A 24,721-nucleotide genomic window follows, 5' to 3' on the forward strand; every position below is an offset into this window, starting at 1 on the left:
ACCGCCTGAATCAAGCGGTTTTCTATAAATTAAGTCTTCAGTTAATTAACTTTAAGAACGTTGTTTTTTCTGTTAACATCTGCCATAAACCCTCTAGGATCAATAGTGATGGATGTAATGTCACTTTTTGGTTTTTCAATGTCAAAAGTATAGGTTGGATAGGCCCAGGCCCAATTAGATAAAACGGTTGTTGTATTTGGCACTGGTTTAGATCCTCTGGTCATTCTTAACGGGATATGATATGCTGATGTGCTACCATCTGCATAGCTTATCTCAAGTTCTAAAGGCATTGGCATTAAACCTATCCGCTCAAGCATAATTGTTGTTTTATTACTTTCATCGCTGACCTCTTTAACTGCATAATCAATGGTATTTGTGGTTTGCGTCCAATCGGTTAAATACCAATCCAACTCGAGTCCTGAAACTTTTTCAGCAATTCTAATAAAATCCATTGGTTTTGGATGTTTAAAAGCCCATTCTTTAAAGTAGCGTTTTAAAGTTTTATCAAGATTTTCTTCCCCCATGATATAGCCCAATTGTGATAGGAACAAAGTGCCTTTACTGTAAGACGCTATAGAAAACGCACGATTGTAAGCATAACGATCAGAATGGGTACTTTGTGGTTGTTCGCGATCGGAATTGGCCAAAGAAATATAGGAACGGTAGGAACCACTGAATGGATTCTCACTATTGGTGCCACTAATAGCATCCAATGCTCTATCTTGAATATAGCTGGTAAATCCTTCATCCATCCATGAATGTTTATTCTCATTACTGGCCAAAACAAACTGGAACCAACTGTGTGCCAGTTCATGTGCCGTCACACTTATCAAACCATTGATCGTGCCTTCACCAACAATGAGTGTACACATGCCATATTCCATACCGCCATCACCACCTTGAATAACAGAATATTGATCATATGGATAGTCGCCAACATGGCTACTAAAATATTTCATTAATTGCTCTGTTATTGGCTGTAATTTTTTCCAATTTTCCAAATTAACGGCTGGCATTGAATTTTTGTATAAAAAATGCAACATTGGTCCATTTTCAATCTGAAGGGTATCATGAATATAATTTGGATCTGCAGCCCAAGTAAAATCATGGACATTTGGTGCTTTAAAATGCCAGGTCAAGGTCTTTCCTTTCTGCTTTTTAACAGTCCCTGTTTCGTAACCATGACCTATTTCATTAGGGTTTTGAAGATAACCTGTGCCACCAATGGTGTATTCTTTATCGATGGTAATTTTGACATCAAAATTGCCCCAAACACCATAAAATTCTCTGGCGATATAAGGATCTGCATGCCAACCTTCATCGTCATATTCGGCCAATTTTGGATACCATTGCGCCATGGACAGTGCCACACCTTCTTTATTGTTTCTACCAGAACGACGGATTTGCACCGGCACTTGGGCATTAAAAACCATATCAAAAGTGGTTTTTTGTCCGGGTTGGATCGGTTTATCCAAGGTAACAATCAAAATAGTGCCTTGCGTTTCATGATTGACTTTTTTGCCATCTTGAGTCAAAGAACTCACGTTGATATATCCAATTTCATCAGGGCTCAACTTACTGATTCTACTTTCATACACAGGATCTGCCTTGGTACCTAAATTATTGACCATACGTCCATCAGGATCAGGAATACTTTTTAACCTGGCATCCATTTCACTATCTGGTTGAAAGGCATTGGGCTGTAAATGGTAAAACACTCTGTTCAAAACATCAGGAGAATTATTGGTATAGACCAATTTTTGAGTCCCCGTATATTTATAGGTTTTAACATCCATATCAATGGTCATCGTATAATCTACATGTTGTTGCCAATAATGCGGATTGGAAGATGGAGGCGTCTCGTTTTGAGAATGCCCCTTAGTTTGTGGCATTAACATAAGTAAACTAAGACCTAAAGCGAAGGGATATTTCATTTTAAAAGAATTTAATTAGAGGTTTTTTGCGGTTTGATCGGCTAAGATCATTGCGTTGTAAGCGTTGGTAATTTTTTGCGATTTTGAGAGATCGCTGAATGGTTTTACGTTGGAGGATTCGCCACCAACAATAACTTTAGTGGTGAGTGCCAAGCCAGAATCCAGAATAATCTTTTTAACCTGTGGCGCGGTCAATTTTGGATAATAGGAACGAATTAATGCCGCAACTCCCGCCACAGCTGGAGATGCCATAGATGTGCCTCCAATGCTCTTATAGGTATTATCAGGGTATGTGGAATAAATGTCTCCACCTGGAGCAAAAATATCAACGTTTATTTTTCCGTAGTTTGAAAAGCTGGAGACCATTCCTGAACCATATTTAGAATCTAATGAGCCTACGCTTATAAAATTATCTGAAACTTCAGCCCCAGTGCCAATAGCATCGTTAGGATAGACATCTTTAGTATCAAGATCAGTACCTTCATTTCCGGCAGCATTAACAATCAACACATCTTTTGAAGCAGCATATGCAATGGCATCTCTTACCCAATCACTATGGGGTGAGTAGTACTTACCAAAACTTGTATTGATGACCTTGGCGCCATTGTCAGCAGCATATCTAATGCCCAATGCTACATCCTTATCATATTCATCACCATTTGGAACAGCTCTTACGCTCATAATTTTTACATTGTTTGCCACACCGTTGGCACCTTTCCCATTGTTTCTTACAGCAGCAATAATTCCTGCAACGTGCGTACCGTGGCTTTCAGAGGGTTTTACCGGTTTAACGTTGTTGTTGCCATAAAATTTCTCTACCATGTCGTCAGGATTATCACCTGTTTTACGACCTTTAAAATTAATGTTGAGGTTATAATTGAGACGGTCTGTAATGTCTACTAAACCTTCGCTGATTTCTTTTGTAGCCTCTTTAAGACTCTCAAAATCCATGGTGTATACGTATTTTGCCACAGCGATATATTGTTGTAAGATTTGATTGCTGGTGCTGATGGCTTCCACGTCCTCCTTAGTATAATTCTCTTTTTTGGTTTCCTTTTTCAAGGCATCATCTGCATTTTTGATTTGTTGTAAAAACTGCTCATAATTGGATTTTATCCCAACATATTTATCGTATTCAGATTGGTGCTCAGCTTTTGCTTCAGCATATCTAGAATGAGACGTATTGCCGCTTGCCAATAGCCGTACGTATTCCAATTGCTCGTCGTAGCCATCGCCAAGAAAATTCCAGCCGTGCACATCATCAACATAACCATTGTTGTCATCATCGATACCATTGCCCGGAATTTCTTTTGTATTCGTCCAAATTGCGCCTTGTAGATCTTCGTGATCAATGTCAATTCCTGAATCGATAACCGCCACAATGACGGTGCTGCCTTTTTTGTTTTTGATGATTTCGTCGTAGGCCCGGTCAACACTCATGCCAGGTATGGTATCATTTTTAAGATCTAAATGGCCCCAATGTTGTTTTTCAGCTGAGGTCAATTCAGCAGTTTTTAACGGTAAAGTATCAATGTTTTCTATAGGTGTAGAAATCACACTAGAAGTGGAACCACAATTAAAAAGGGTAGTTGCTGCAAAGGCAGCAATAGCGAATGATTTAAAAAATTTCATATAATCAATAAATTAGTTTGTAAAAATGTCTTCTGAAGAAAAGGTTTGATCTAAACGCACACCTTTATCCGTGTGTTTTACTGTAATAATCTGGTTATGGGCATCGTGCTCTAAAAACAGAAAATAATTTTTGTCTGCCGCGGTGTTCAGAAACAGTTCTTTTTCATCTAAGGTCAACAAAGGTCTGGTATCATAGCCCATAACAAAAGGCAAAGGTAAATGCCCCACAGTTGGCAATAAATCCGCCATAAAAGCTATGGTTTTATCTTTATAGTTAAGGAGTGGAATCATTTGCTTATCCGTATGGCCGTCTGCAAAAAATATATCAAAGCCCAATTCAGAATTTTCTAAAAGTCTATTTTGAGGAAGTGAGGTAAACTTAAGCTGTCCACTTTCTTCCATCGGCAGGATGTTTTCTTTCAAAAAAGAAGCTTTCTCACGATTGTTGGGTTGGGTTGCCCATTGCCAATGCTCGGAATTGCTCCAGTAATTTGCATTTTTAAATGCAGGTTCATATCCCGTTTTATCTTTGTTCCATTGAATACTGCCCCCACAATGGTCAAAATGGAGATGGGTCATAAATACATCCGTTATATCATCACGATGAAACCCATATTTTTTTAAAGAGTTATCTATGGAATTATTTCCCCATAGATAATAATACCCAAAAAATTTATCATTTTGCTTGTCCCCCATTCCGGTGTCAATCAAAATTAGACGATTTCCATCTTCAATCAACAAACAACGTGCTGCAATATCAATCATGTTATTGGCATCCGCAGGATTGGTTCGTTGCCAAAGGGATTTTGGGACGACACCAAACATTGCACCACCATCGAGTTTGAAATTTCCAGATTCAATAGGATATAGTTGCATAATTGTGACTTTAGACTTTATTAAAGTCGCAAATTACTAAAACACTTAAAGTTTGGCCGATTTGTGTAATGATATTGGCTGTTTTTTAACATTTAGAACATCCAACTAATCCCTTAGATAATTTGAAACCACTAAATTTTATTCTAATTTTATAAAAAAGATAAATGAGAAGAATAGTTCCTGCGCCGTTGCGACTTAAAAACATGAAACTTTTGAAGTTTGGACGTGATTTTAAACCAGATCAGGAAGTGATTTTGAGAGATTACCTTGCCATTGAACGGACCCGGTTGGCAAATGAGCGCACTCTTTTGTCTTATATCAGATCTTCGCTATATTTACTTTTGGGTGGTATTGCCTTTTTTCAACTCAAAAACTTTCCAGATTTTAAGTATTTAGCAATTTTGTCATTAGTCTTTAGTGCCATTTTCTTCATTATAGGCATTTATAGATTTACGTTGTTAAAAAAGAGCTTAAAGAATCTCTATTACAATTCTGAATTAAAAGAAAAGAATAAATAATAGGAATAAAATGTCACGCCCTTCCCTAAGGACTTATGCGCATAATCTTATATTTATGTTATTTATTTAGGTTTGATAAAGGCAAAAAAAATAACTTTACTATCTTTCCGCAGATAAAAAAATTATATGGTAGAGTTATCGGGAATTGTCATTTTAGGAATTTTAGCGCAATGGGTGGCTTGGAAATTTAAAATTCCAGCTATTTTGCCTTTAATCCTAATAGGTCTTTTAGTAGGGCCATTTGCCGCAGAATATCTTTCAAGTGACGGTACAAAATGGATTCAACCTATATATAACGGCGAAAAAGGACTTTTTCCTGGAGAAAGTCTTTTCTATTTTGTGTCGCTTGCCATCAGTATTATTCTATTTGAAGGCGGATTGACCTTACGGGTCAAGGAAATAAAAAATGTTGGCCCAGTTATTACAAAATTGATAACCGTTGGTTCTCTTGTCACCTTTTTTGGAGCGGCAGTTGCGGCGCATTATATTTTTTATCTAAGTTGGGAAATGTCTTTTTTGTTTTCGGCATTAATCATTGTGACCGGACCAACAGTCATCACTCCTATTTTGCGACATATTCCTTTAAAGCAGGATGTTTCTGCCGTATTAAGATGGGAAGGCATACTTATAGACCCTATAGGTGCTTTAGTAGCTGTATTAGTATTTGAATTTATCAGCGTGGATGTTGGTGGCGCCTATACAAAAACAGCATTTATTGAATTTGGAAAGATTGTATTATTTGGTAGTACTTTTGGATTTGCCTTTGCACACGGTCTCAATTTTATCATGAACAAGCGTTTGATTCCGCATTATTTGCTCAATGTGTTTGCCTTGGCAAGTGTGTTGGGAGTGTTTGTTCTGGCTGATGTTTTTGCCCATGAATCCGGTCTATTGGCCGTTGTGGTAATGGGTATGGTTTTGGGAAATTCCAATTCGCCTTACCTAAAGGAATTATTATACTTTAAGGAGTCCCTGAGTATTTTGCTGGTTTCCATCTTATTTATCTTACTCGCCGCAAACATTAATATGGAAGATTTAATGTTGGTGTTTAATTGGAATATGGTCGTGCTTTTTGCCATAGTGGTTTTTGTGTTAAGACCAATTGGTGTTTTCTTGAGCACTCGTAATTCGTCATTAAAACTTAATGAAAAGTTTTTTATAAGTTGGGTTGGACCAAGAGGTATTGTGGCCGCGGGAATCGCTTCGTTATTCGGTTTAAAATTGGCAAAAAATGGTGTACCAGATGCTAATTTTATAACTCCGTTGGTATTTATGATTGTGTTGGGAACCGTTTTGCTAAATGCAACTACCGCCCGATATATTGCACAATTTTTAGGTGTTTTTCTAAAAAAGGCAAACGGTATTATAATTGTTGGCGCTTCAAAATCATCCCGTCTTATTGGAAATTATTTGCAACAAAATGGTCGACGTGTGGTGCTTATTGATAATAATTACAACAATGTTATGAGAGCCAAAGAATTGGGGCTTGAAGCTATTACTTCTAATATTTATGAAGCGTCGTTAGAAGATAATATTGAGTTGAATGATATTGGCTATATTATTGCATTGACAGGAAATACCGACATCAACCAATTTGCCATTAACAGATTTGGGAAGGAATTTGGCGAGAATGGGGTCTTTAGATTGATCACTCCAGACGAATTAAGTGACCCGAATTATGTACCAAAAGAGCATATTTTTATCCAAACCGATGATTTTATTTCATTGACTGAAACTACCAGAAGATATCCTGCCATTCATGAAATAGACATAAAAGATAAGGAGCATTACCAAAATCTGATTGAGTTAAGTGGTAAGGATGATGATATTATTCCGATGTTTTTAAAGGACGAAGCTGAGGTATTGCACATTATCTCAGATGTTAATATAGACGACGAGAAATTTACAGAAGGTTGGAAATTGGTTTACTTAGGAAAACCATATGATGTTGAGAAAATTAAAAAAGAAGAGACGACATCTAAAGAAAAAGAAAAGGAAAAAGAAAAAGTCAATGAAAAAGGGACTAACGACGAAAGTTAAGTCCTGCTTTGAGAGATGGTAAGCTCCGTCAAATAGTAGCGGGTAAAAAGCGACATCAATTAATTTGTTACTGAAAGTGGAGGAAATGAAATAACCTATCACAGCAATCTTAAAAAGCAGAACAACATTTTGATTCCATTTACAAAAATTACAGCAACCAGTGTTGGCACCGTTGAAGTCCACTACCAAAATTTTACGATCAATCTCCAACTAGAAGCTGATGAGTGGGTGAGCCTAAATAATCATAAAGATAAAAATCCTGTTTAGAAGCGGTTTTATTAGCTCCTTAACAGGATTTATAGAGTATTTATCACTTTCGGCAACACCAGCACGTTTGGTACGCATTTCAAATTACCGTACCGTTTGGAATTATCGCCCCCTTTTTGACCACTACAATACCATCTCTTATGGCGTAAGTATCGGTTTCAGTATCTTCGATACTAGCGTCACCGTTGATTCTTACATCATTTCCAACACGACAGTTTTTATCAATAATAGCGTTTTTAATAAAACAACGCTGGCCAATTCCCATTGGAATCTCTGATGTGGATGTCAGTTCATCAAGTGTTTGATAACGATCACTGCCCATCATATAAGTGTTTATAATGGTTGATTCATGGCCTATTCTGGCCCGAATACCAATTACGGAATGATCTATTTTTGCGGCATTTATAATACAACCTTCAGCAATAACCGATTTATTTAGAGTCGTTCCGCTTATTTTTGTGGTTGGCAACATCCGTGCCCTGGTGTAGATACGATTTTTATTGTTGAACAAATCAAATTGAGGAATCTCGTCCGTAAGCCCTAAGTTGGCTTCAAAAAAAGAATCAATATTTCCGATATCTGTCCAATAGCCTTCAAATTGATAGCTTAAGGTTTTATGCTTATCAATGGATTGCGGAATAATTTCCTTACCAAAATCATTGGTATCCGGATTATTCATAAGGTCAATAAGCAGTTGCTTGTTAAAAATATAAATACCCATTGAGGCCAAATGATTACGTCCTTGGGCTTTCATTTCATTACTAACTTCTGAAGTCCAATCAGGTAGCAAACTGGCATCCGGTTTTTCTATAAACGACGTAATGATACTATTTTCATCTGTTTTTAAAATACCAAAAGAAGTCGCTTCCTTTTCAACGACAGGTAGGGTAGCAATGGTTATTTCAGCATTGTTGGCCACATGCGCGTCCAACATCTTGTTAAAATCCATCTGATATAATTGGTCTCCAGATAAAATTAAGGCATACTCAAAGTCATGATTTAAAAAGTGGTGCATATTCTGGCGTACAGCATCTGCCGTACCCTGAAACCAAGCATCACTTGTCATGGTTTGTTCAGCAGCTAGAACATCCACAAACGCTTGACTGAAAAAACTAAAATTATAGGTGTTTTTAATATGTTTGTTCAACGAAGCAGAGTTAAACTGCGTGAGAACGAACATGCGTTTGATTTCTGAATTGATACAGTTGGAAATAGGGATATCCACCAATCTATATTTTCCTGCGATAGGAACAGCTGGTTTTGAACGTGATTTTGTTAGTGGATAAAGTCGGGAACCTTGTCCACCACCTAAGATGATAGAAATTACATTGTCGTGGTACATAGTTATAGAATTAATGAATTATAGAGATTAATATATGCTTGGGCCGATGAATCCCAGGAATGATCAATTTTCATGATTAAGTTACGATTCTTTTTGAATCTATCAGTGTCATTGTAAAAATTAATGGCGCGATGGATTGCAAAACTACCCTCGTGTACGGTGGCGCCATCGTGTAAAATTCCAAATCCGTTATCGTCAAAATCTTGAACGGTATCTTTCAATCCGCCAACTTTATCGACAATAGGAACGGTACCGTAGCGCAAGGCGTACATTTGGTTCAGGCCACAAGGCTCCACTCGCGATGGCATAACCAGAAAGTCTGCGGCAGCGTAGACAATATGTGCCAATCGTTCGTTATAGCCAATGTAGGTGTTATAATACCCTGGATAACGGTATTTCAGCTGGTCTAACTGATGTTCTACTGAAGAATCACCAGAACCCAACATCATTATGGAAAGGTTTTTATGCACGAGAGAATTCCCAAAGATATCAGGTAGTAAATCGGCACCCTTTTCACCAACTAATCGACCAATAAACGCAAATAAAGGCAATTCTGGATTGAGATTAAATTCTTTACAAAGCCATTCTTTATTGGCTTTTTTGCCAGCCGTGACGGTTTTTAGTGTATAATTTTTAATTAAGCTATCATCGGTAGCTGGATCCCAAACTTTATCATCAATACCATTTAAAATTCCAACACATTTACCACTTTCATAGCGCAGTAAATCTTCTAGACCATTAGCGGCATGTTTGAGCTCCTCCATATAATTAGGAGACACTGTAGTCACTTTCCAAGCACATTTTATGGCAGAAGCCAACGGATTGATGAGATGTTTCCAATCTAATAATCCTGCTTTTGAAAAGTCAAATGGCGGGATCAGGTGAATTTTGTTATGACTGAACCATCCTTGATACTGTCCGTTATGAATGGTCACAACTGTTGGTGTGGTTCTTAACTTATGGTAGGCATAGGATTGAGACATCATAAAGGGAATCAATCCTGTATGATGGTCATGGCAATGCACAATATCAGGCTGTTGCTTTAGTTGTACCACCCAGTCCAATAAGGCTATTTGAAACCCTAAGAAACGTTCCGTATCATTTGAAGAATATACATATTCAGTATATAATAATCCTGGGATATGAACTAAATAAAGCTCATAGCCTAGTGTGTTTTCTTGAAGCGTGAGGATGTCAAAGTCAAAAGTTATTCCCAAATTGAAGCGTCCGCTAAATACTTTTTTGAATTTATTGGAAGTTGTAAATTTGTTATTATAAAAGGGCATGATGACACTGCTGGTCTCACCCAATTTATTCTGATATTTTGGAAGCGCGCCCACCACATCACCAAGTCCTCCAACTTTGGCAATAGGATAACACTCAGCACTAATGTGGAATATGTTCATTGGTTAGTTTTATAAGTTCTTTAAAACTACAAAATATTTGAGCATATTACTACTTATAAAAAAATAAAATTAAAGGCACTTAAAAACCAGTAAAATTTGTCGAATTTATTAGTTTGACCTTGGTTTGATAGGATTTTTCGAATGATTTAGGAATATTATTGCGCCATTCACACTTGAGAAAAGAAATATTAGTTTTGGTGGCTTATAGAGCTTGCTTATCACTTATCCACTGGAAAGTTCCATATAAAAGCAGACCATCCTGCTCTTTTTAGGATTATGGAATGCTAAAATACATAATGAAGCTCGACGAAGCCAACAAGAATCGGATGGCCTATAAATTAGGTAGTTTCTGCTGTTTCCTCTTAGTTCTATATAATCATGAAACTTTTAGATTTAACGTAGCTCGCCTGAAGCAGTTACACTAAAATAGAAGTTGTCTAAAGCCTACAAATATTATCAATTATGAGGTTCCTGCCTAGGCAGAAATTATTATTTGATTAATCATTCAGTTTCAATACGGCCATAAATGCTTGTTGTGGAATTTCAACATTCCCCACTAAACGCATACGTTTTTTACCTTTCTTCTGTTTTTCAAGAAGTTTACGTTTACGAGAAATATCACCTCCATAACATTTTGCGGTAACATCCTTTCGCAGGGCTTTAATAGTTTCTCTGGAAATAATCTTGGCACCAATAGCTGCCTGAATAGGAATATCAAATTGCTGACGTGGAATCAATTCTCTTAACTTCTCACACATTTTCTTACCGATAGTTTGTGCATTATCCGCATGAATCAATGCCGAAAGTGCATCTACAGGTTGAGAATTCAATAAAATGTCCAAGCGTACCAATTTAGACGTTTTCATCCCAATAGGATGGTAATCAAAAGATGCATAGCCTTTAGAAACTGTTTTTAATCGGTCGTAGAAATCAAAGACAATTTCAGCCAACGGCATTTCAAAAGTAAGTTCAACCCGTTCTGGTGTCAAATAGGTTTGGTTTACTACAATCCCTCTCTTTTCAATACAAAGAGACATCACATTACCCACAAAATCAGATTTTGTGATAATGGTAGCTTTAATGTAAGGCTCTTCAACACGATTAATGGTGGAAGGATCGGGAAGATCTGAAGGGTTGTTTACGGTAAATGGAACCTCGGGATTTTTATTGGTGTATGCGTTATAAGATACGTTAGGTACTGTTGTAATGACCGTCATATCAAACTCACGCTCTAAACGCTCTTGGATAATTTCCATATGAAGCATTCCTAAGAAACCACAACGGAATCCAAATCCCAAAGCTGCTGAACTTTCAGGAAGGAACACTAAAGAAGCATCATTGAGCTGCAATTTTTCCATGGAGCTCCTCAATTCCTCAAAATCATCAGTATCAACTGGATAAATTCCGGCAAAAACCATGGGTTTTACGTCTTCAAAACCTTCAACAATATTTGTGGTTGGCTTTGCAAAATCTGTGATGGTATCTCCCACTTTTACTTCTTTCGCAGTTTTGATACCAGTAATCAAATAGCCAACGTCTCCCGCTTTGACGCTTTGTTTTGGAATTTGAGTCAGTTTTAATGTGCCCACTTCATCTGCATAATACTCTTTATCAGTAGCGACAAATTTAATTTTTTGTCCTTTCTTTATTTCACCGTTAAATACTCTAAAATAGGTCTCAATACCCCTAAACGTGTTGTATACCGAATCAAAAATTAAGGCTTGCAATGGCGCATCAACATCACCTTTTGGTGCTGGAATACGTTCTATCACTGCTTCTAGAATTTTGTCTACCCCAAAACCTGTTTTTCCACTGGCGTGAATAACATCTTCCGGTTTACAACCCAATAATTCTACAATATCGTCAGTAACTTCTTCAGGATTGGCACTTGGCAAATCGACCTTGTTTAAAATTGGAATAATTTCCAAATCATTCTCTAAGGCCAAATACAAATTAGAAATGGTTTGCGCCTGAATACTTTGCGCAGCGTCCACAATTAACAAAGCGCCTTCACAGGCTGCAATAGATCTAGAAACTTCATAAGAAAAATCGACATGCCCAGGTGTATCGATAAGATTGAGAACATATTTCTCACCTTTATAAATGTAATCCATTTGTATGGCATGAGACTTGATGGTAATACCACGTTCGCGTTCAAGATCCATACTATCGAGAAGTTGGTTTTGTTTCTCGCGTTCAGTTACTGAACCTGTAAAGTCCAATAATCGATCAGCAAGTGTACTTTTACCATGATCAATATGCGCTATAATACAGAAATTTCTAATGTTCTTCATAAAAAAAGGGCTAACTAATTTGCAAATATAACTGATTTATTAAGCTTTTGGATGTTTTTTATGCGTCTAAAAACCTTAATTAGTACGGTTTTACCGTAAAAGAAAGTCTAAAACAATTTATATATTGCACTACTAAATAAATTCAATTTGAAAAGCCCCATAAATAACCTTCTGTTTTTTGCTGTTATTTTCTCCGCTACATTAGGTTTCTCACAGGAATATTCGGTTTCTGGGGCTGTCCGTGATGCTCATAATCGGCCCGTTATATTTGCCAATGTTATTTTAATGAAAGTGCAGGATTCTACTCTTGTGAGCGGGGTTTCTACTGATGATAAAGGCTTTTTTATGCTCGATAAATTAGTTTCAGATACGTATTTGATCAAATTAAGTTATATGGGTTTTACGGATTTTTACCAATCTGTTTTGATTAATAAACCTACTGACTTGGGGATCCTAATTCTTCAAGAATCCTCTGAAGAGTTGGACGAAATTAATATTTCACATAAGAAACCAACCCTAAAAAAAGAGCCTGATCGTTTGGTCTTTAACGTTGAAAACACGGCTTTGATAGAGGGAAATATATTTGACTTACTTAAAAGTACCCCAGGTGTTTTGGTTATGGATAATAGTATTCAAGTAAAAAACACAAAACCTACGGTTTATATCAACGATAAAAAAGTGCATCTGAGCAGTGAAGAGTTGGTTCAATTGTTGGAAAGTTCCTCTGCAAACGCAATAAAATCAGTGGAAGTGATAACCAATCCATCGGCAAAATATGACGCCTCAAGTGGTGTCGTTCTGAATATCATCATGAGCAAAAATCTTGCGACAGGATATAGTGGGAATGTTTTTACCAACTTTACTCAAGGTGTATTTCCGCGTTATGACGCCGGAATGAGTCACTTTTTTAAGAATGAGAAAATCAATTTTTTTGCGAACTATTCTTATGCTCATGATAAAATAAATAGATACCAAGAGGATGAGATTAATTATCTAGACAATAACAATAGTATTGAACAAATATTTAAATCCAACACCAACAGGAACACATGGTCACGCACACATAATTTTAGTTTTAATTTTGACTATGACATCAATGAAAAAAACACTTTGAGTTTATCTTCAAATATATTGGTATTGCCCTATTTTGATTATAGAATAAAGAATAACACCAATGTGTTTGATTCCAATGAGAATTTGGATTATTATTTTGATGCCAATAATTTATCCGAAGATGATAAGTATAATTTAGGTTTTGATCTTGATTATGTCCACAAATTTGAAAAATCGGGAGAGAAACTCTCTGCAAATGCGCATTATACCACTTTTGATTACAATAGGAATCAAAATGTAAAAAGTAATTATTTTGCAAATGATGCTAGTTTTTTGGAGACTACACAATTCAGGACAGACAACCATCAGGACACTAAAATCTATACCATAAAAGTAGATTATGCCTTACCTTTAGATCATTCTTCAGCTTTGGAACTGGGCGTTAAAGGATCAAATGTACAGAATGGTAGTGATATTATACAGTTTGATATTGAAAATGGAGTAGAAATTACAAATCTAAATAATACCGATGCGTTTGACTATGATGAAACCATTTATGCCGGATATGTCAACTTTTCTAAAGATTGGGACAAGCTAAGTTTGGTGTCAGGTTTAAGGGTAGAAAAAACCAAAATTGAGGGGTATTCCATTTATGATAATATTACCAACACCCAGGATTATTTAGAATGGTTTCCTACAGCGAGCGTCAATTATGATTTTTCAGAGAATTTTTCTTTATATACCAATTACAAACGGAGTATTGAACGTCCGGATTATAAAGATTTAAATCCGTTTCAATTTTATTTGAATGATGTTACCATAGTTGCGGGAAATCCAAACTTACGTCCAGTTCTTGTCAATAAGGCTGTTTTGGGGACATCTTTGGGCAGAGGCGTTTATACTATTGAAGCGTATTATAAAAATTCAGACGATAAGATCTTTGAGTTGACACTTCAAGATAATGTTAGCAATACCATAACTTATACGCCCTTAAATCTTAAGAAAACAACCGAGTTTGGGTTTGATTTTATTACCTATTTTGATCTTATTGAAAATTGGTCGGTGTATTTTGTCACGTCTTTTTATAATATCAAGGCCGAAGGGATGGTTGATGGTGTAAATTATGAAAGACATTTATGGTCCAACTACACGGAATTCATCAATGATTTTACTTTTTTAAAAGACCGAAGTTTAAAAGCAAATTTCTCGTTAATTTATAATAGCAAGAATCTTTATGGGTTTAGCGAAATCGACCACCAGGTAATTTCTTATTTGTCAATTTCTAAAACGATCTTAAAAAATAAAGCAACAGTCTCTTTATCTATTTCAGACTTATTCAATATGGAGGATGTGGGAATCAGATCACGCTATTTAAATCAGGATAGCACCACTTTTTTTGATCAGGATACTCGAACCATCAAAATAGGGTTTAGATACAAATTTGGAAACACCAATTTAGTTTCCAACCAGCGGATAAAGTCTCATCAAGAAACCGAGCGCTTAAATAAATCGGGAAACTAATTCCGTATCCATATTCTTAATCTTGCCATTCCGCTATAAACAAATTGGTATCATGGCCACCGCCGTTGTTTCTGTTTGAAGAGAAAATTAATTTTTTACCATCGTTAGAAAATACAGGAAAAGCGTCAAAAGTTTCACTGTGGGTAACGCGCTCAAGGCCTTTGCCATCAATCCCAATAATGTATAAGTTAAAAGGGAAACCACGCTCTGCCTCAAAGTTTGATGAGAAGATGATTTGTTGTCCATCGGGCAAGAAAAACGGACTCCAATTGGCATTTCCAAGGTTGGTCAACTGTCTTAAATCGCTGCCGTCTGCATTACAAATATACAGTTCCATTTCCGTTGGCTGCACCAAGCCTTCTATTAGCAAGCTTTTGTATTCAGCAATTTCTTCCTCAGTTTTTGGACGTGAAGAACGGAAGATAAGTTTTGTGCCATCAGGAGAAAAGAATGCGCCGCCATCATACCCCAATTCAAAAGTAATCTGTTTAACATCAGTACCGTCAATATTCATGGTATACAAATCTAAATCGCCGTTTCTCGTGGATGTAAATACGATTTTATCACCTTTAGGAGAAACCGTGGCTTCTGCATCATAGCCTTTTTCGTTGGTCAATTGTGCGGTAATATGACCTTCTAAATCAGCCACAAAAATATCGTAGGAATCATAAATTGGCCAAATATATTTTCCGTCTTTTTTCAAAGGTGTTTCTGGACATTCATCATTACCTAAATGTGTGGACGCGTAAATAATATGTGTATTGTCTGGTAAGAAATATGCACAAGTGGTCCTGCCTTTTCCGGTGCTGAGCATAGGTGGTATTTTATCTTTAAAAGTGTCGTCAACATTCATCAAGAACATTTGGTCACAACTGACGTTCCAATTGGTGTTATTGGATTGAAAAACCAATTGCTCATCGTCAAAACTCCAATACGCCTCAGCATTATCGCCACCAAAGGTGATCTGTTTTAAGGATTTAAAATGCTTTTCTTCCGGGTAGATGAGTGAATCTGAAGAGGTTTTTTCATGGTTTTCCGTTGTCTTTGATGTTGATTTCTTTTCGTCTTTACAAGAGATCGTTGCTAAGGAAATTAATACTATAAAAAAAATGTGTTTCATAAAATAAGGTTTGATTTTAGGATTTCTAAACGTAGTTAATTTATAATAAGTCACTTATAAGTTTTTGGAAATCAGTTAATACAGTTTCTACAAGTAATCCATTAAGGATTGCAAGTGTAACTTCCTGCCATTCCGAAAAAGACCTTCGATGTTGTTCGCCAATAGCCTGCCAAATTTCCGAAGTATGCAAAAAAGTTATCGGCACATCCGTAAAAATCTTATGTAGGTTGCCTATAAGTTTTAAGTTTTACTAATGAAATGGCAATTATTACCTAATTTTATACAAAATTAACATATATAACAATGAAATTCATAATAGCACTGATTATTTTAGTCTTGATCACTTCTTGTAAACAAGAAAATGTCAAAGAAATAAGCATGAAAGACGATATTACCGTATTGGCTTCTGATGGCTATGAAGGTAGAGAGACGGGAACAAAGGGTGAGCAAGAAGCAGCGGCTTATATTTCAGAACGTTTCAAGGCACTGGGACTGCAGCCAAAAGGAACAGAAGGCTATTTGCAACGTTTTAGCTTCAAACCAAAAACAGATCCGCACAGTGAGGTTTCATTTGGTGCTAAGTCTACTGACAGCACCATTACCGGAACTAACGTGTTGGGTTATATTGATAACAAAGCGGAACATACCATTATTATTGGGGCGCACTATGATCATTTGGGTTATGGTGGCGAAGGTTCCTTATATCGTGAAAAAGACAAAGCTATCCATAATGGTGCAGATGACAATGCAAGTGGCGTGGCAGTAATGCTCAATTTGGTAGCGAAATTGAAAAAAGCCAACGCAAAGAACAATTATCTGTTTATGGCTTTTTCTGGAGAAGAAATGGGTTTGTTGGGCAGTAATTATTTTGTGAAACATCCTACATTTGATATTAAAACTGCCAACTATATGATTAATATGGACATGGTGGGACGTTTAAAACCAGACAGTACTTTAGCTGTTTACGGAACAGGAACCTCACCGCGTTTTAAGCAAGTATTGCACGCTGCTAACAAAGGCTTTAAACTGATTAAGGATGAGTCTGGAGTTGGCCCTTCAGACCATACTTCATTTTATTTGAATGACATTCCGGTACTTCACTTTTTCACAGGCCAGCATGAAGATTATCATAAACCTAGTGACGATTCTGATAAATTGAATTATGAAGGGATGGAACTTATTTCAGATTATATTTTTGATGTGATTACAGAATTGGATCATAGCGGAAAATTGGCGTTCAGAAAAACGAAGGATGAGACTTCAGAGTCCGCACGATTTAAAGTGGGCCTAGGTGTTGTTCCTGATTATTTATTCGATGGAAAAGGTATGCGAATTGATGGTCTTAGAGAAGATACACCAGCTGCCAATGCAGGATTGCTAAAAGGAGATATCGTTCAAAAATTGGGAGATAGTACCATTATTGATATATATGGGTATATGCGTGCCCTTTCGGTTTTTGATAAAGGCGATCAAACCAAAGTAATTGTGGATAGAAATGGCGAAAAAATTGAGGCTGATCTCGAGTTTTAATGGGCCCATCCTAAATCCTTCCAGAAGGAGGGAACTTCAATCCCGCCTAAATAGAGTTGAAATCCATTAGTTATATATGCCTATAATAAAATTTAAGAAGGAAGTCCCGATTAAAATGTCTTTGGTTATTTCTGTGCTTATCCAGATTCAAAGACAATTGTGTGTAGGGCGTAAAGGACTTCTTTTGCCAACAACCAGACGCATGAGATTATTTTAATTGTAGACATCTATTTCTTTACCAACTTCATTTGCAGAAAAAAACCTAATTTTGCATCAAAATCTCTACCGTGATAAAAATAGGCGACATAGAACTCCCTGATTTCCCATTACTTTTGGCACCTATGGAAGATGTGAGTGATCCACCATTTAGAGCATTGTGCAAGGAACAAGGCGCTGATGTGGTCTATACGGAATTCATTTCCAGTGAAGGCTTGATCAGGGATGCTGCAAAAAGCCGCATGAAATTGGATATCTATGAAAAGGAACGCCCTGTCGGTATTCAAATTTTTGGCGCCAATTTGGAAAGCATGTTGCAAACCATTGACATCGTCGAAAAATCCAACCCTGATATTATTGATATCAATTTTGGCTGTCCGGTTAAGAAGGTTGTGAGCAAAGGGGCAGGTGCAGGCATCCTGAAAGACGTATGTCTCATGGAGAAATTAACGGCAGAAATGGTAAAGCGCACTAATTTGCCCATTACCGTCAAAACCCGTTTGGGTTGGGATCATGATTCTATCAGAATTCTTGAAGTGGCAGAGCGTTTACAGGATGTAGGCTGTAAGGCAATTTCTATCCACGGACGCACTCGTGCCCAAATGTATAAGGGTAGTGCAGATTGGCGGCCAATAGCCGAAGTCAAGAATAATCCGCGAATGCATATTCCAGTTTTTGGAAATGGCGACGTGGATACTCCTGAAAAAGCCATGGAAATGCGTGATGTCTATGGGTTGGACGGGTGTATGATTGGTCGTGCCAGCATTGGAAATCCTTGGTTTTTTAAACAAGTCAAACATTTTTTTAACACAGGTGAACATTTGGACCCTATTTCTTTGGAAGAGCGTGTCGATGCCGCAAGACGACATCTTCAAATGGCCATCGATTGGAAAGGTGAAAAGTTAGGTGTTTTTGAAACCCGACGCCATTATACAAATTACTTTAAGGGCATTCCAAATTTTAAGGAATACCGCACAAAAATGGTCACGAGCGATCAAGCTGCTGATGTATTTGCCGCTTTTGATGAGGTGCTTGGGGCATTTTCTGGTTACGATTTTGTTTAGGAACTAGAAGCTAGAAGCAGGAAGATCGGAGTTGGGAGAATAGTTATTTGGTTGGTGAGAAAAGTTGCCATGAATACACGAATGATTTTTTTGAAGATTTAATTTTAAACCTCTAAAGAACTCTACTGTCGATTGTGTTACAATCTAAGTGGGAAAGTTTTTTAAATCCAACAAGGCCTTGTTCATCAAATAAGTTTAGATTTTATAAACCCTGAACCCTGTAAATACAGAGCGGGGAATACTATTAATTCTTCATCAATTTTTCATTGATCCTGCTGGAGGCAATTTTGGAAGCAATCAAACCCAAAACAGCAATGGTTACCAAAACCAATACAACATTCAAACTTTGAATTTTCACAGGGTAGGGAAGTGAAGGCGTGATCATCACCAAAGCAAAGTTTTGTTGCAGCACTACAAGTATAAAACCTATTGCAACGCCTAATAATCCACCAAGAACAGTCATCAAACTTCCCTGAAGGAAAAACACACGACGGATGTCTTTAGTCGTCGCCCCAATATTATAAAGCGTGTGCAAAGACTCTTTTTTATCCAAAATCATCATGATCAACGCGCCAATCACGTTAAATAAGGCAATAATGATGACCAGAGTAAAAATAAGATAGACCACTAAATTTTCCGTATTCAGCATTTTATAGAGCGAATCATTTAATTGTGCTCTGTTTTTGATAATCACATCACCATCAAAATTATCTATAATGGCTTTTTTGATGCCGTTTTCATACGCATTGGTGTCAAGTTTTAATTCGATGCTATTGACTTGGTTGTTTTCATAATCCATCAAATACCGTGCATTGACAATATCGGTATACACATAAGTACCGTTCAACTCTTCATTGATGTCAAAAACACCAATATTGACCATATTCAATGAATTGAATGCGCCTTTAATTGAAGTGATTTGGCCAACACCAGGTTTAGGCACATAAACGCGGAGTGTTTTTCCATAATCCAAAACGCCAAAAGAGAGGTTGTGGGCAATTCCCCAACCAGAGACCAATTGGCCACTGCCTTTTTCAAACCATTGTCCTCGGATGATCATAGAATCGATGCTGGTGACCTTCAAATAATTTTGGTCCACCCCTTTTAGTGAGGCCAATAAATTTTTGTTGTCAAACTCAATGATGATGCGTTCTTCAATGATCTTTGAATAAGAGACAATGCCATCAATATTTGCTAAGGCCGTAGCATCTTTTTCAGTGAGTAAAAATGATTTGCCTTGGGCAGGAAGAATTTTAAGATCAGGATCTACAAAAGAAGAAAACTCAAGGCTAAAATCTTTTAACCCGGCAAATCCTGAAAGCACAATAAACAACGCTGCAGCAGCAACTACAACACCTGAAGCGGCAATAATGGTCATAATATTGATGGCATTATTGCTGCTTTTGGTAAAGAGGTAGCGCTTAGCGATGTAAAGCGAAAAGTTCAATTACTTCTTTTTACGTTTATCCAGTAAATCAGCATCCTTAATAGGATTTTCTTCACCTTTTAATGACTTATCAATGCGCTCAATATATTCTAAAGAATCATCTATAAAGAATTCCAAATTAGGCATTCTACGCAATTGATGTCTGGTGCGTTGTGCCAATTCATGACGAATCAAAGGCGTATTTGAACGTATGCCAACTAATAGTTCTGCCCCTTCCTTGTTAGGGAAAATGCTCAAATATACCTTGGCCAAAGATAAATCAGCCGTAACGCTCACCTTACTTACTGAAATGATGATGCCGCGCATGCCGCCTTTTGTAGCAGCACCTTGCAGTACGTCAACTAAGTCTTCCTGCAAAATTCCCGCTATTTTTTTCTGTCTATGACTTTCTTCCAAAATTTGTTATTTTTATAAATCGGGATAAGCATCCCATGACTTAAATTAGTAATTAAAAGCCAAATAGCGGCTTATCAACTGCAAAAATAGAGCATATTTAAGGATTATTGTATTTTTGGGGATACAAAGTTGCGTTGGCGCCACTTGGGGTGGATTAGATTTGGCTTTGGAATGATAATAATAAGATTGCCACTTTCGTGGGAATGCATAAGGTTCCCACCTTCCTGGGAATGTAGATACTCGTCTGCGGTCGGTTAGAAGTTGATAAGTTGTAATTTAAAGAGGTTCCCGCCTTCGCGGGTACGATTATGAAAAAAATAGAACACATAGGCATTGCAGTTAAAGATTTAGAGGTGTCTAACGATTTGTTTGCTGCACTTTTTGGGAAACCCCATTACAAGATAGAAGCTGTGGAGAGTGAAGGCGTACGCACCTCATTTTTCGAGAATGGCCCTAACAAAATTGAATTGTTGGAAGCCACGTCAGCAGACAGTCCGATTGCGAAATTCATTGAAAAGAAAGGGGAGGGGATTCACCATATCGCCTTTGCCGTTGATGATATTGAAGCGGAGCTCAAGCGCTTGGAAGCTGAAGGATTTACCATCCTCAACAAAATTCCTAAAAAAGGTGCCGACAATAAGTTGGTCGCATTTTTGCATCCCAAAAGTACCAATGGTGTTTTGATTGAATTATGTCAAGACATAAAGCCATAAAATTGTTGTAAGATTTTAAAATTAGTAGTAATATTGCATCCTCTTAACCGGTCCTATAGCTCAGCTGGTTAGAGCACCTGACTCATAATCAGGTGGTCCCTGGTTCGAGCCCAGGTGGGACCACTAAAAGCACTCAATTAGAGTGCTTTTTTTATTTAATATATCTTGTATCAGTACGTTACGTATAATTCGACATTTTCAATTCCCCGTTATTTACTATGTTTTTGATACTCGTTTGATACCAGCCCAAATTTGGGTATCATAATTTTCGATTTCTTGTTTTCTTCGTATTTCGTTAGTTCCCCATAACACACTATTTTTCCCCATTTTTTGTAGTGAATTGCAAATCCGTTGTTTATAAATAGTAGCTCTTATAGTTTAGCTGAAACTTTTAAATAATTACGGCTATGAGTGAGATTCATTTTTCGTTAGTGTTCAACAGAAAAAATAAATTAAATAAAAACGGAGAAGCTTTAATTCAAATTTGCGCTTATCACAAAGGAAGACGCAAATACTTTTCTTCAAAAATTTATATAAAGCCAAACCAGTGGGATTTAAAAAGGTTAAAAGTCAACAATAATCATAATGATTACGATTTGTTGAATGATCAATTAGAAAATGCTGTAAGGAAGATTAAAGAGGTCATTAAATACAAAAAAGAGAAAGGAGAACAGATTTCCTTATCTAAAATGGAGGATGTAAGAGATTTCAAACTCTACAGTTCCTTTTATGATTTTATGAAGGATGAAATTGAAAAATCAATACTCAAAGAATCTACTAAGAAAACCCATAGAAGGACGCTTTCCGTAATGAAAGAGTTTAAAAAAGAATTAGGTATAGAGGATGTGAATGTAGCATTCCTTATGGATTTTGAACGATATCTTGACCGACTGGATTTTGGTGTTAATACAGTCTATAAATATTTCAAGAATATAAGAACTTATGTGAATAGAGCCATCGTTTTGGATTTAATAAAAATAAATGATTATCCATTTAAGAAATTCAAATTAAGACAAGTTGATGGTACTCGGGATTTTTTAAGTCCGGTAGAATTAGAGCGATTAGAGAGACTTAATTTTGATTCTGACCTTAGACTACAGAAGGTAAAAGACATCTTTTTAATGAGCTGTTATAGTGGCGCTCGGTTTAGTGACATTGTGATGTTTACAGAAGATAATTTTTATGAAGAAAATCAAATACGCTGGTTGAAATTTAAAATGAAGAAATCTGAAATAAAAAGTGATGCTACAACCCAAAAAGAAATTAAGCTTCCTATTTCAAAAATGTTTTCTTCAAAGCCGGTCAAAATCTTTGAGAAATATAAAGGAACTAAGAAATATCTGTTTGACGATTTTACCAATACAGAAATTAATAAAGCGTTGAAAGAAATTGAGATTGAGTTGAAATCTCGAAAAAAATTGACATTCCATGTTGCGAGACATACTTGTGCAACCAATCTTATTTACCATAGCGTGCCAATATCCACAGTTCAAAAGATATTAGGTCATGATAAAATTGAAACTACACAGTTGTATGCAAAAGTTTTAGATATGACTATTGTTAATGATTTGAAAGGTATTAATTTTGGTGACTGATGGATATTATGAATAGTTAATGAAAATTATAAAACCAAAATATTATTTAAATAAAAGACTTAAGCCTAAAAAAGTAGGTTCAGTAGACGCATATCCGGTATATTTTAGATTTACAATAGGTAAAAATAACCATCGGATTAAAAGTTTTCTAGTTGAATATTTAACCGATGAAGATGAGCTTAAAGATTATAAAAAGGAAATTGATCTAGAAAAGGAAGTCATTAATTATTTATATAATAGATTTCATAACTATTCCTTTGCTAATTTTAATTCTGATGCCTTCTATTTGTGCAACCCTTTAAGTGTGTTGGTAAGCCTTTATATTCATACCCATGTTGATGAGTTCGAGGATCAGGAAGCACTGGAGTTATATAAGGTTGAATTGAGAGATTATCTTTTTTCTACAAGCAAATTCCCTATACCGTTCTTAAATGGAATGGTTGAATCCATTACTTTCAACTCATTAGTTCCTTCAGGTTTTATAGAAAATAAAAACTTGAAACTCATCATAGATAGTTACAATTCCAGCGTGACATTTAATGAGAAATCGCCTTCCGTTTTTTGCATGTTTAATTGGCTTCATACTGATATCAAAGATACTTTTCTTAAAATCTATGGACAGTCACACTTTAAATTTATAGATAAGATTGTGAAATTATACAGTACTTCTATTAATCCATCCTTAGTGGATAATTAAACCTATTGCACTAATTTTTAAACTGTCTTATTTCATTAAAAATTGGGTCATAATCTGAAAATAAACTTAGTTCCTTTAAACGCCTTTCATAGTTTTTTCTAAATCTAACAAATTCATTAATCTTCAGATTGATACACTGGCTAAACTCTTTTCCGTTGTCAAAAGGTAGGAAGCTATGTAAACACTTTTTTGAATAGTAGAAATTGAGATTATTTTTTTGTTGAAGCTTTAGATAATTCTCAATATTTTCAATAGGTGTGCAAATTCTTTCTGTCTTTTTATCTATTCTTTGGTCTTTGAAGGTTTTCAGGATTCTATTCTCGATTTCTATATCATTAGTCATATAAACATAAGATTTTTTGAAATCTATTATGTGATTAAAATAGAAAGTCGAACAATTGGTATAACTATAAATTCTTTTCACTATAAAATTACTTGTCTTTCCAATTTTTAGATAGTTTTTATCGTAAAAGGTCAAGAGATATAGAAATATAACTTTGGAAGCATTTTCCTCGTGAACGACAGTATAATATTGTTGTAAAACCTTATAAGTTGCTGGATATTCTAATTTAAAAGACTCTTTAGTCAACAACCATTTGCAATAAGATTTTTCATTAAAAATAAAATCATCAATCTTAATTCCTTCAAATTTACCAAATGCCATTACATTAGGATTCTCAGATTTATTATCCTCAGTCTGTGATAATTTTTGAATAATCTCAGAATATAATTCCTTGTGTTTTTCTTTATTTTTTATTTTTTTGTGAATCCACTCGCAGTACCTTCTATTATTCTCAATTACAAAATCAACTTCGTAATCTTTGTATTTTCCAAAAGTAAAAATCATCGTATTGCTATAATTTGTGTTTAGGATTTCTTAAGTATAAACATGGGCGGGAAATATCAATATCTTCTATTAATTAACCTCAAACAAATTTACTTTTAATAAGTATTGTAATACTTTACCACTCTGTAGATATCATTAGGGCAGGGCCTTGTTGTTAAATATACAAAATTCAGTAATGAGAGGCTACATATTATTTTTGTCTTAAATACTCCA

At 36.0% G+C, this 24,721-nt stretch carries 19 protein-coding genes and 1 tRNA gene; 10 read left to right on the forward strand and 10 right to left on the reverse strand.

What is annotated here, in order from left to right; genetic code table 11:
• Nucleotides 1–41: 41 nt before the first annotated feature.
• Genes G525_RS0111300 through G525_RS0111310 form a run of 3 tightly spaced genes read right to left on the reverse strand, consistent with a single transcriptional unit; the run spans nt 42 to nt 4,442 of the window.
• Entirely contained in the window at nt 42–1,934 is a 1,893-nt protein-coding gene (locus G525_RS0111300) for a M1 family metallopeptidase (protein WP_027126279.1), read from the reverse strand.
• Nucleotides 1,935–1,949: 15 nt separating this feature from the next.
• The gene (locus G525_RS0111305) at nt 1,950–3,566 is read right to left on the reverse strand and encodes a S8 family peptidase (protein WP_027126280.1); all 1,617 of its coding nucleotides are present in this window, start codon (nt 3,564–3,566) and stop codon (nt 1,950–1,952) included.
• Nucleotides 3,567–3,578: 12 nt separating this feature from the next.
• Nucleotides 3,579–4,442 (reverse strand): MBL fold metallo-hydrolase, encoded by an 864-nt coding sequence (locus G525_RS0111310; protein WP_027126281.1) that lies wholly within the window; start codon nt 4,440–4,442, stop codon nt 3,579–3,581.
• Between the two features lie 203 nt (nt 4,443–4,645).
• Here G525_RS0111310 and G525_RS20780 point away from each other — a divergent pair, with 203 nt between their 5' ends.
• The 3 genes from G525_RS20780 (at nt 4,646) to G525_RS22390 (ending at nt 7,267) form a co-directional block, all read left to right on the forward strand.
• Nucleotides 4,646–4,960, forward strand: a complete 315-nt coding sequence (locus G525_RS20780; protein ID WP_035479529.1) for a DUF202 domain-containing protein — start codon at nt 4,646–4,648, stop codon at nt 4,958–4,960.
• A gap of 126 nt (nt 4,961–5,086) precedes the next feature.
• A complete protein-coding gene (locus G525_RS0111320; RefSeq protein ID WP_027126282.1) occupies nt 5,087–7,000 on the forward strand; it encodes a cation:proton antiporter in 1,914 nt (637 codons plus the stop codon).
• Between the two features lie 129 nt (nt 7,001–7,129).
• A complete protein-coding gene (locus G525_RS22390) occupies nt 7,130–7,267 on the forward strand; it encodes a hypothetical protein (protein WP_169514437.1) in 138 nt (45 codons plus the stop codon).
• 79 nt (nt 7,268–7,346) lie between these two features.
• Here G525_RS22390 and G525_RS0111325 read toward each other — a convergent pair whose 3' ends face one another.
• The 3 genes from G525_RS0111325 to lepA form a co-directional block, all read right to left on the reverse strand.
• On the reverse strand, nt 7,347–8,609 hold the full coding sequence (locus G525_RS0111325) for a glucose-1-phosphate adenylyltransferase (protein ID WP_027126283.1): 1,263 nt from the start codon (nt 8,607–8,609) through the stop codon (nt 7,347–7,349).
• A 2-nt stretch (nt 8,610–8,611) separates the two neighbouring features.
• Entirely contained in the window at nt 8,612–10,015 is a 1,404-nt protein-coding gene (locus G525_RS0111330; protein ID WP_027126284.1) for a glycogen synthase, read from the reverse strand.
• 497 nt (nt 10,016–10,512) lie between these two features.
• Nucleotides 10,513–12,309: a translation elongation factor 4 gene (lepA, locus tag G525_RS0111335; protein ID WP_027126285.1), complete on the reverse strand. Its 1,797-nt coding sequence runs from the start codon at nt 12,307–12,309 to the stop codon at nt 10,513–10,515.
• A 147-nt stretch (nt 12,310–12,456) separates the two neighbouring features.
• Between lepA and G525_RS0111340 the strand changes: the two genes are divergently transcribed.
• Complete coding sequence (locus G525_RS0111340; RefSeq protein WP_245577780.1) at nt 12,457–14,883, forward strand: outer membrane beta-barrel family protein; 2,427 nt, start codon at nt 12,457–12,459, stop codon at nt 14,881–14,883.
• A gap of 16 nt (nt 14,884–14,899) precedes the next feature.
• Here G525_RS0111340 and G525_RS0111345 read toward each other — a convergent pair whose 3' ends face one another.
• Entirely contained in the window at nt 14,900–16,003 is a 1,104-nt protein-coding gene (locus tag G525_RS0111345; RefSeq protein ID WP_027126287.1) for a TolB family protein, read from the reverse strand.
• A 303-nt stretch (nt 16,004–16,306) separates the two neighbouring features.
• On the opposite strand from G525_RS0111345, the gene G525_RS0111355 reads away from it, so the two are divergent.
• Nucleotides 16,307–17,533 carry a M20/M25/M40 family metallo-hydrolase gene (locus G525_RS0111355; RefSeq protein WP_027126288.1) on the forward strand — a complete coding sequence of 409 codons (1,227 nt, stop codon included), beginning with the start codon at nt 16,307–16,309 and terminating at the stop codon, nt 17,531–17,533.
• A gap of 287 nt (nt 17,534–17,820) precedes the next feature.
• Nucleotides 17,821–18,813: a tRNA dihydrouridine synthase DusB gene (dusB, locus tag G525_RS0111360; RefSeq protein WP_027126289.1), complete on the forward strand. Its 993-nt coding sequence runs from the start codon at nt 17,821–17,823 to the stop codon at nt 18,811–18,813.
• Between the two features lie 244 nt (nt 18,814–19,057).
• Here the strand turns inward: dusB and G525_RS0111365 are convergent, their stop codons facing one another.
• Both G525_RS0111365 and rbfA read right to left on the reverse strand, forming a co-directional pair.
• Nucleotides 19,058–20,260 (reverse strand): ABC transporter permease, encoded by a 1,203-nt coding sequence (locus G525_RS0111365; protein ID WP_027126290.1) that lies wholly within the window; start codon nt 20,258–20,260, stop codon nt 19,058–19,060.
• Nucleotides 20,261–20,656 (reverse strand): 30S ribosome-binding factor RbfA, encoded by a 396-nt coding sequence (rbfA, locus tag G525_RS0111370; protein WP_027126291.1) that lies wholly within the window; start codon nt 20,654–20,656, stop codon nt 20,261–20,263.
• Nucleotides 20,657–20,964: 308 nt separating this feature from the next.
• On the opposite strand from rbfA, the gene mce reads away from it, so the two are divergent.
• The 4 genes from mce to G525_RS0111395 all read left to right on the forward strand — a co-directional run bounded on the left by mce (nt 20,965) and on the right by G525_RS0111395 (nt 23,661).
• Nucleotides 20,965–21,369, forward strand: coding sequence for a methylmalonyl-CoA epimerase (gene mce, locus G525_RS0111375; protein WP_027126292.1), 405 nt, complete (start codon nt 20,965–20,967; stop codon nt 21,367–21,369).
• A 49-nt stretch (nt 21,370–21,418) separates the two neighbouring features.
• A tRNA-Ile gene (locus G525_RS0111380) sits at nt 21,419–21,492 on the forward strand.
• 284 nt (nt 21,493–21,776) lie between these two features.
• Nucleotides 21,777–22,964, forward strand: coding sequence for a site-specific integrase (locus G525_RS0111390; RefSeq protein ID WP_027126293.1), 1,188 nt, complete (start codon nt 21,777–21,779; stop codon nt 22,962–22,964).
• Between the two features lie 19 nt (nt 22,965–22,983).
• Nucleotides 22,984–23,661: a hypothetical protein gene (locus G525_RS0111395; RefSeq protein WP_027126294.1), complete on the forward strand. Its 678-nt coding sequence runs from the start codon at nt 22,984–22,986 to the stop codon at nt 23,659–23,661.
• A gap of 10 nt (nt 23,662–23,671) precedes the next feature.
• Here the strand turns inward: G525_RS0111395 and G525_RS0111400 are convergent, their stop codons facing one another.
• A complete protein-coding gene (locus tag G525_RS0111400; protein WP_027126295.1) occupies nt 23,672–24,508 on the reverse strand; it encodes a GIY-YIG nuclease family protein in 837 nt (278 codons plus the stop codon).
• Nucleotides 24,509–24,721 lie beyond the last annotated feature (213 nt).

The organism is Gelidibacter mesophilus DSM 14095 (genome assembly GCF_000423005.1).
GTDB lineage: Bacteria > Bacteroidota > Bacteroidia > Flavobacteriales > Flavobacteriaceae > Gelidibacter > Gelidibacter mesophilus.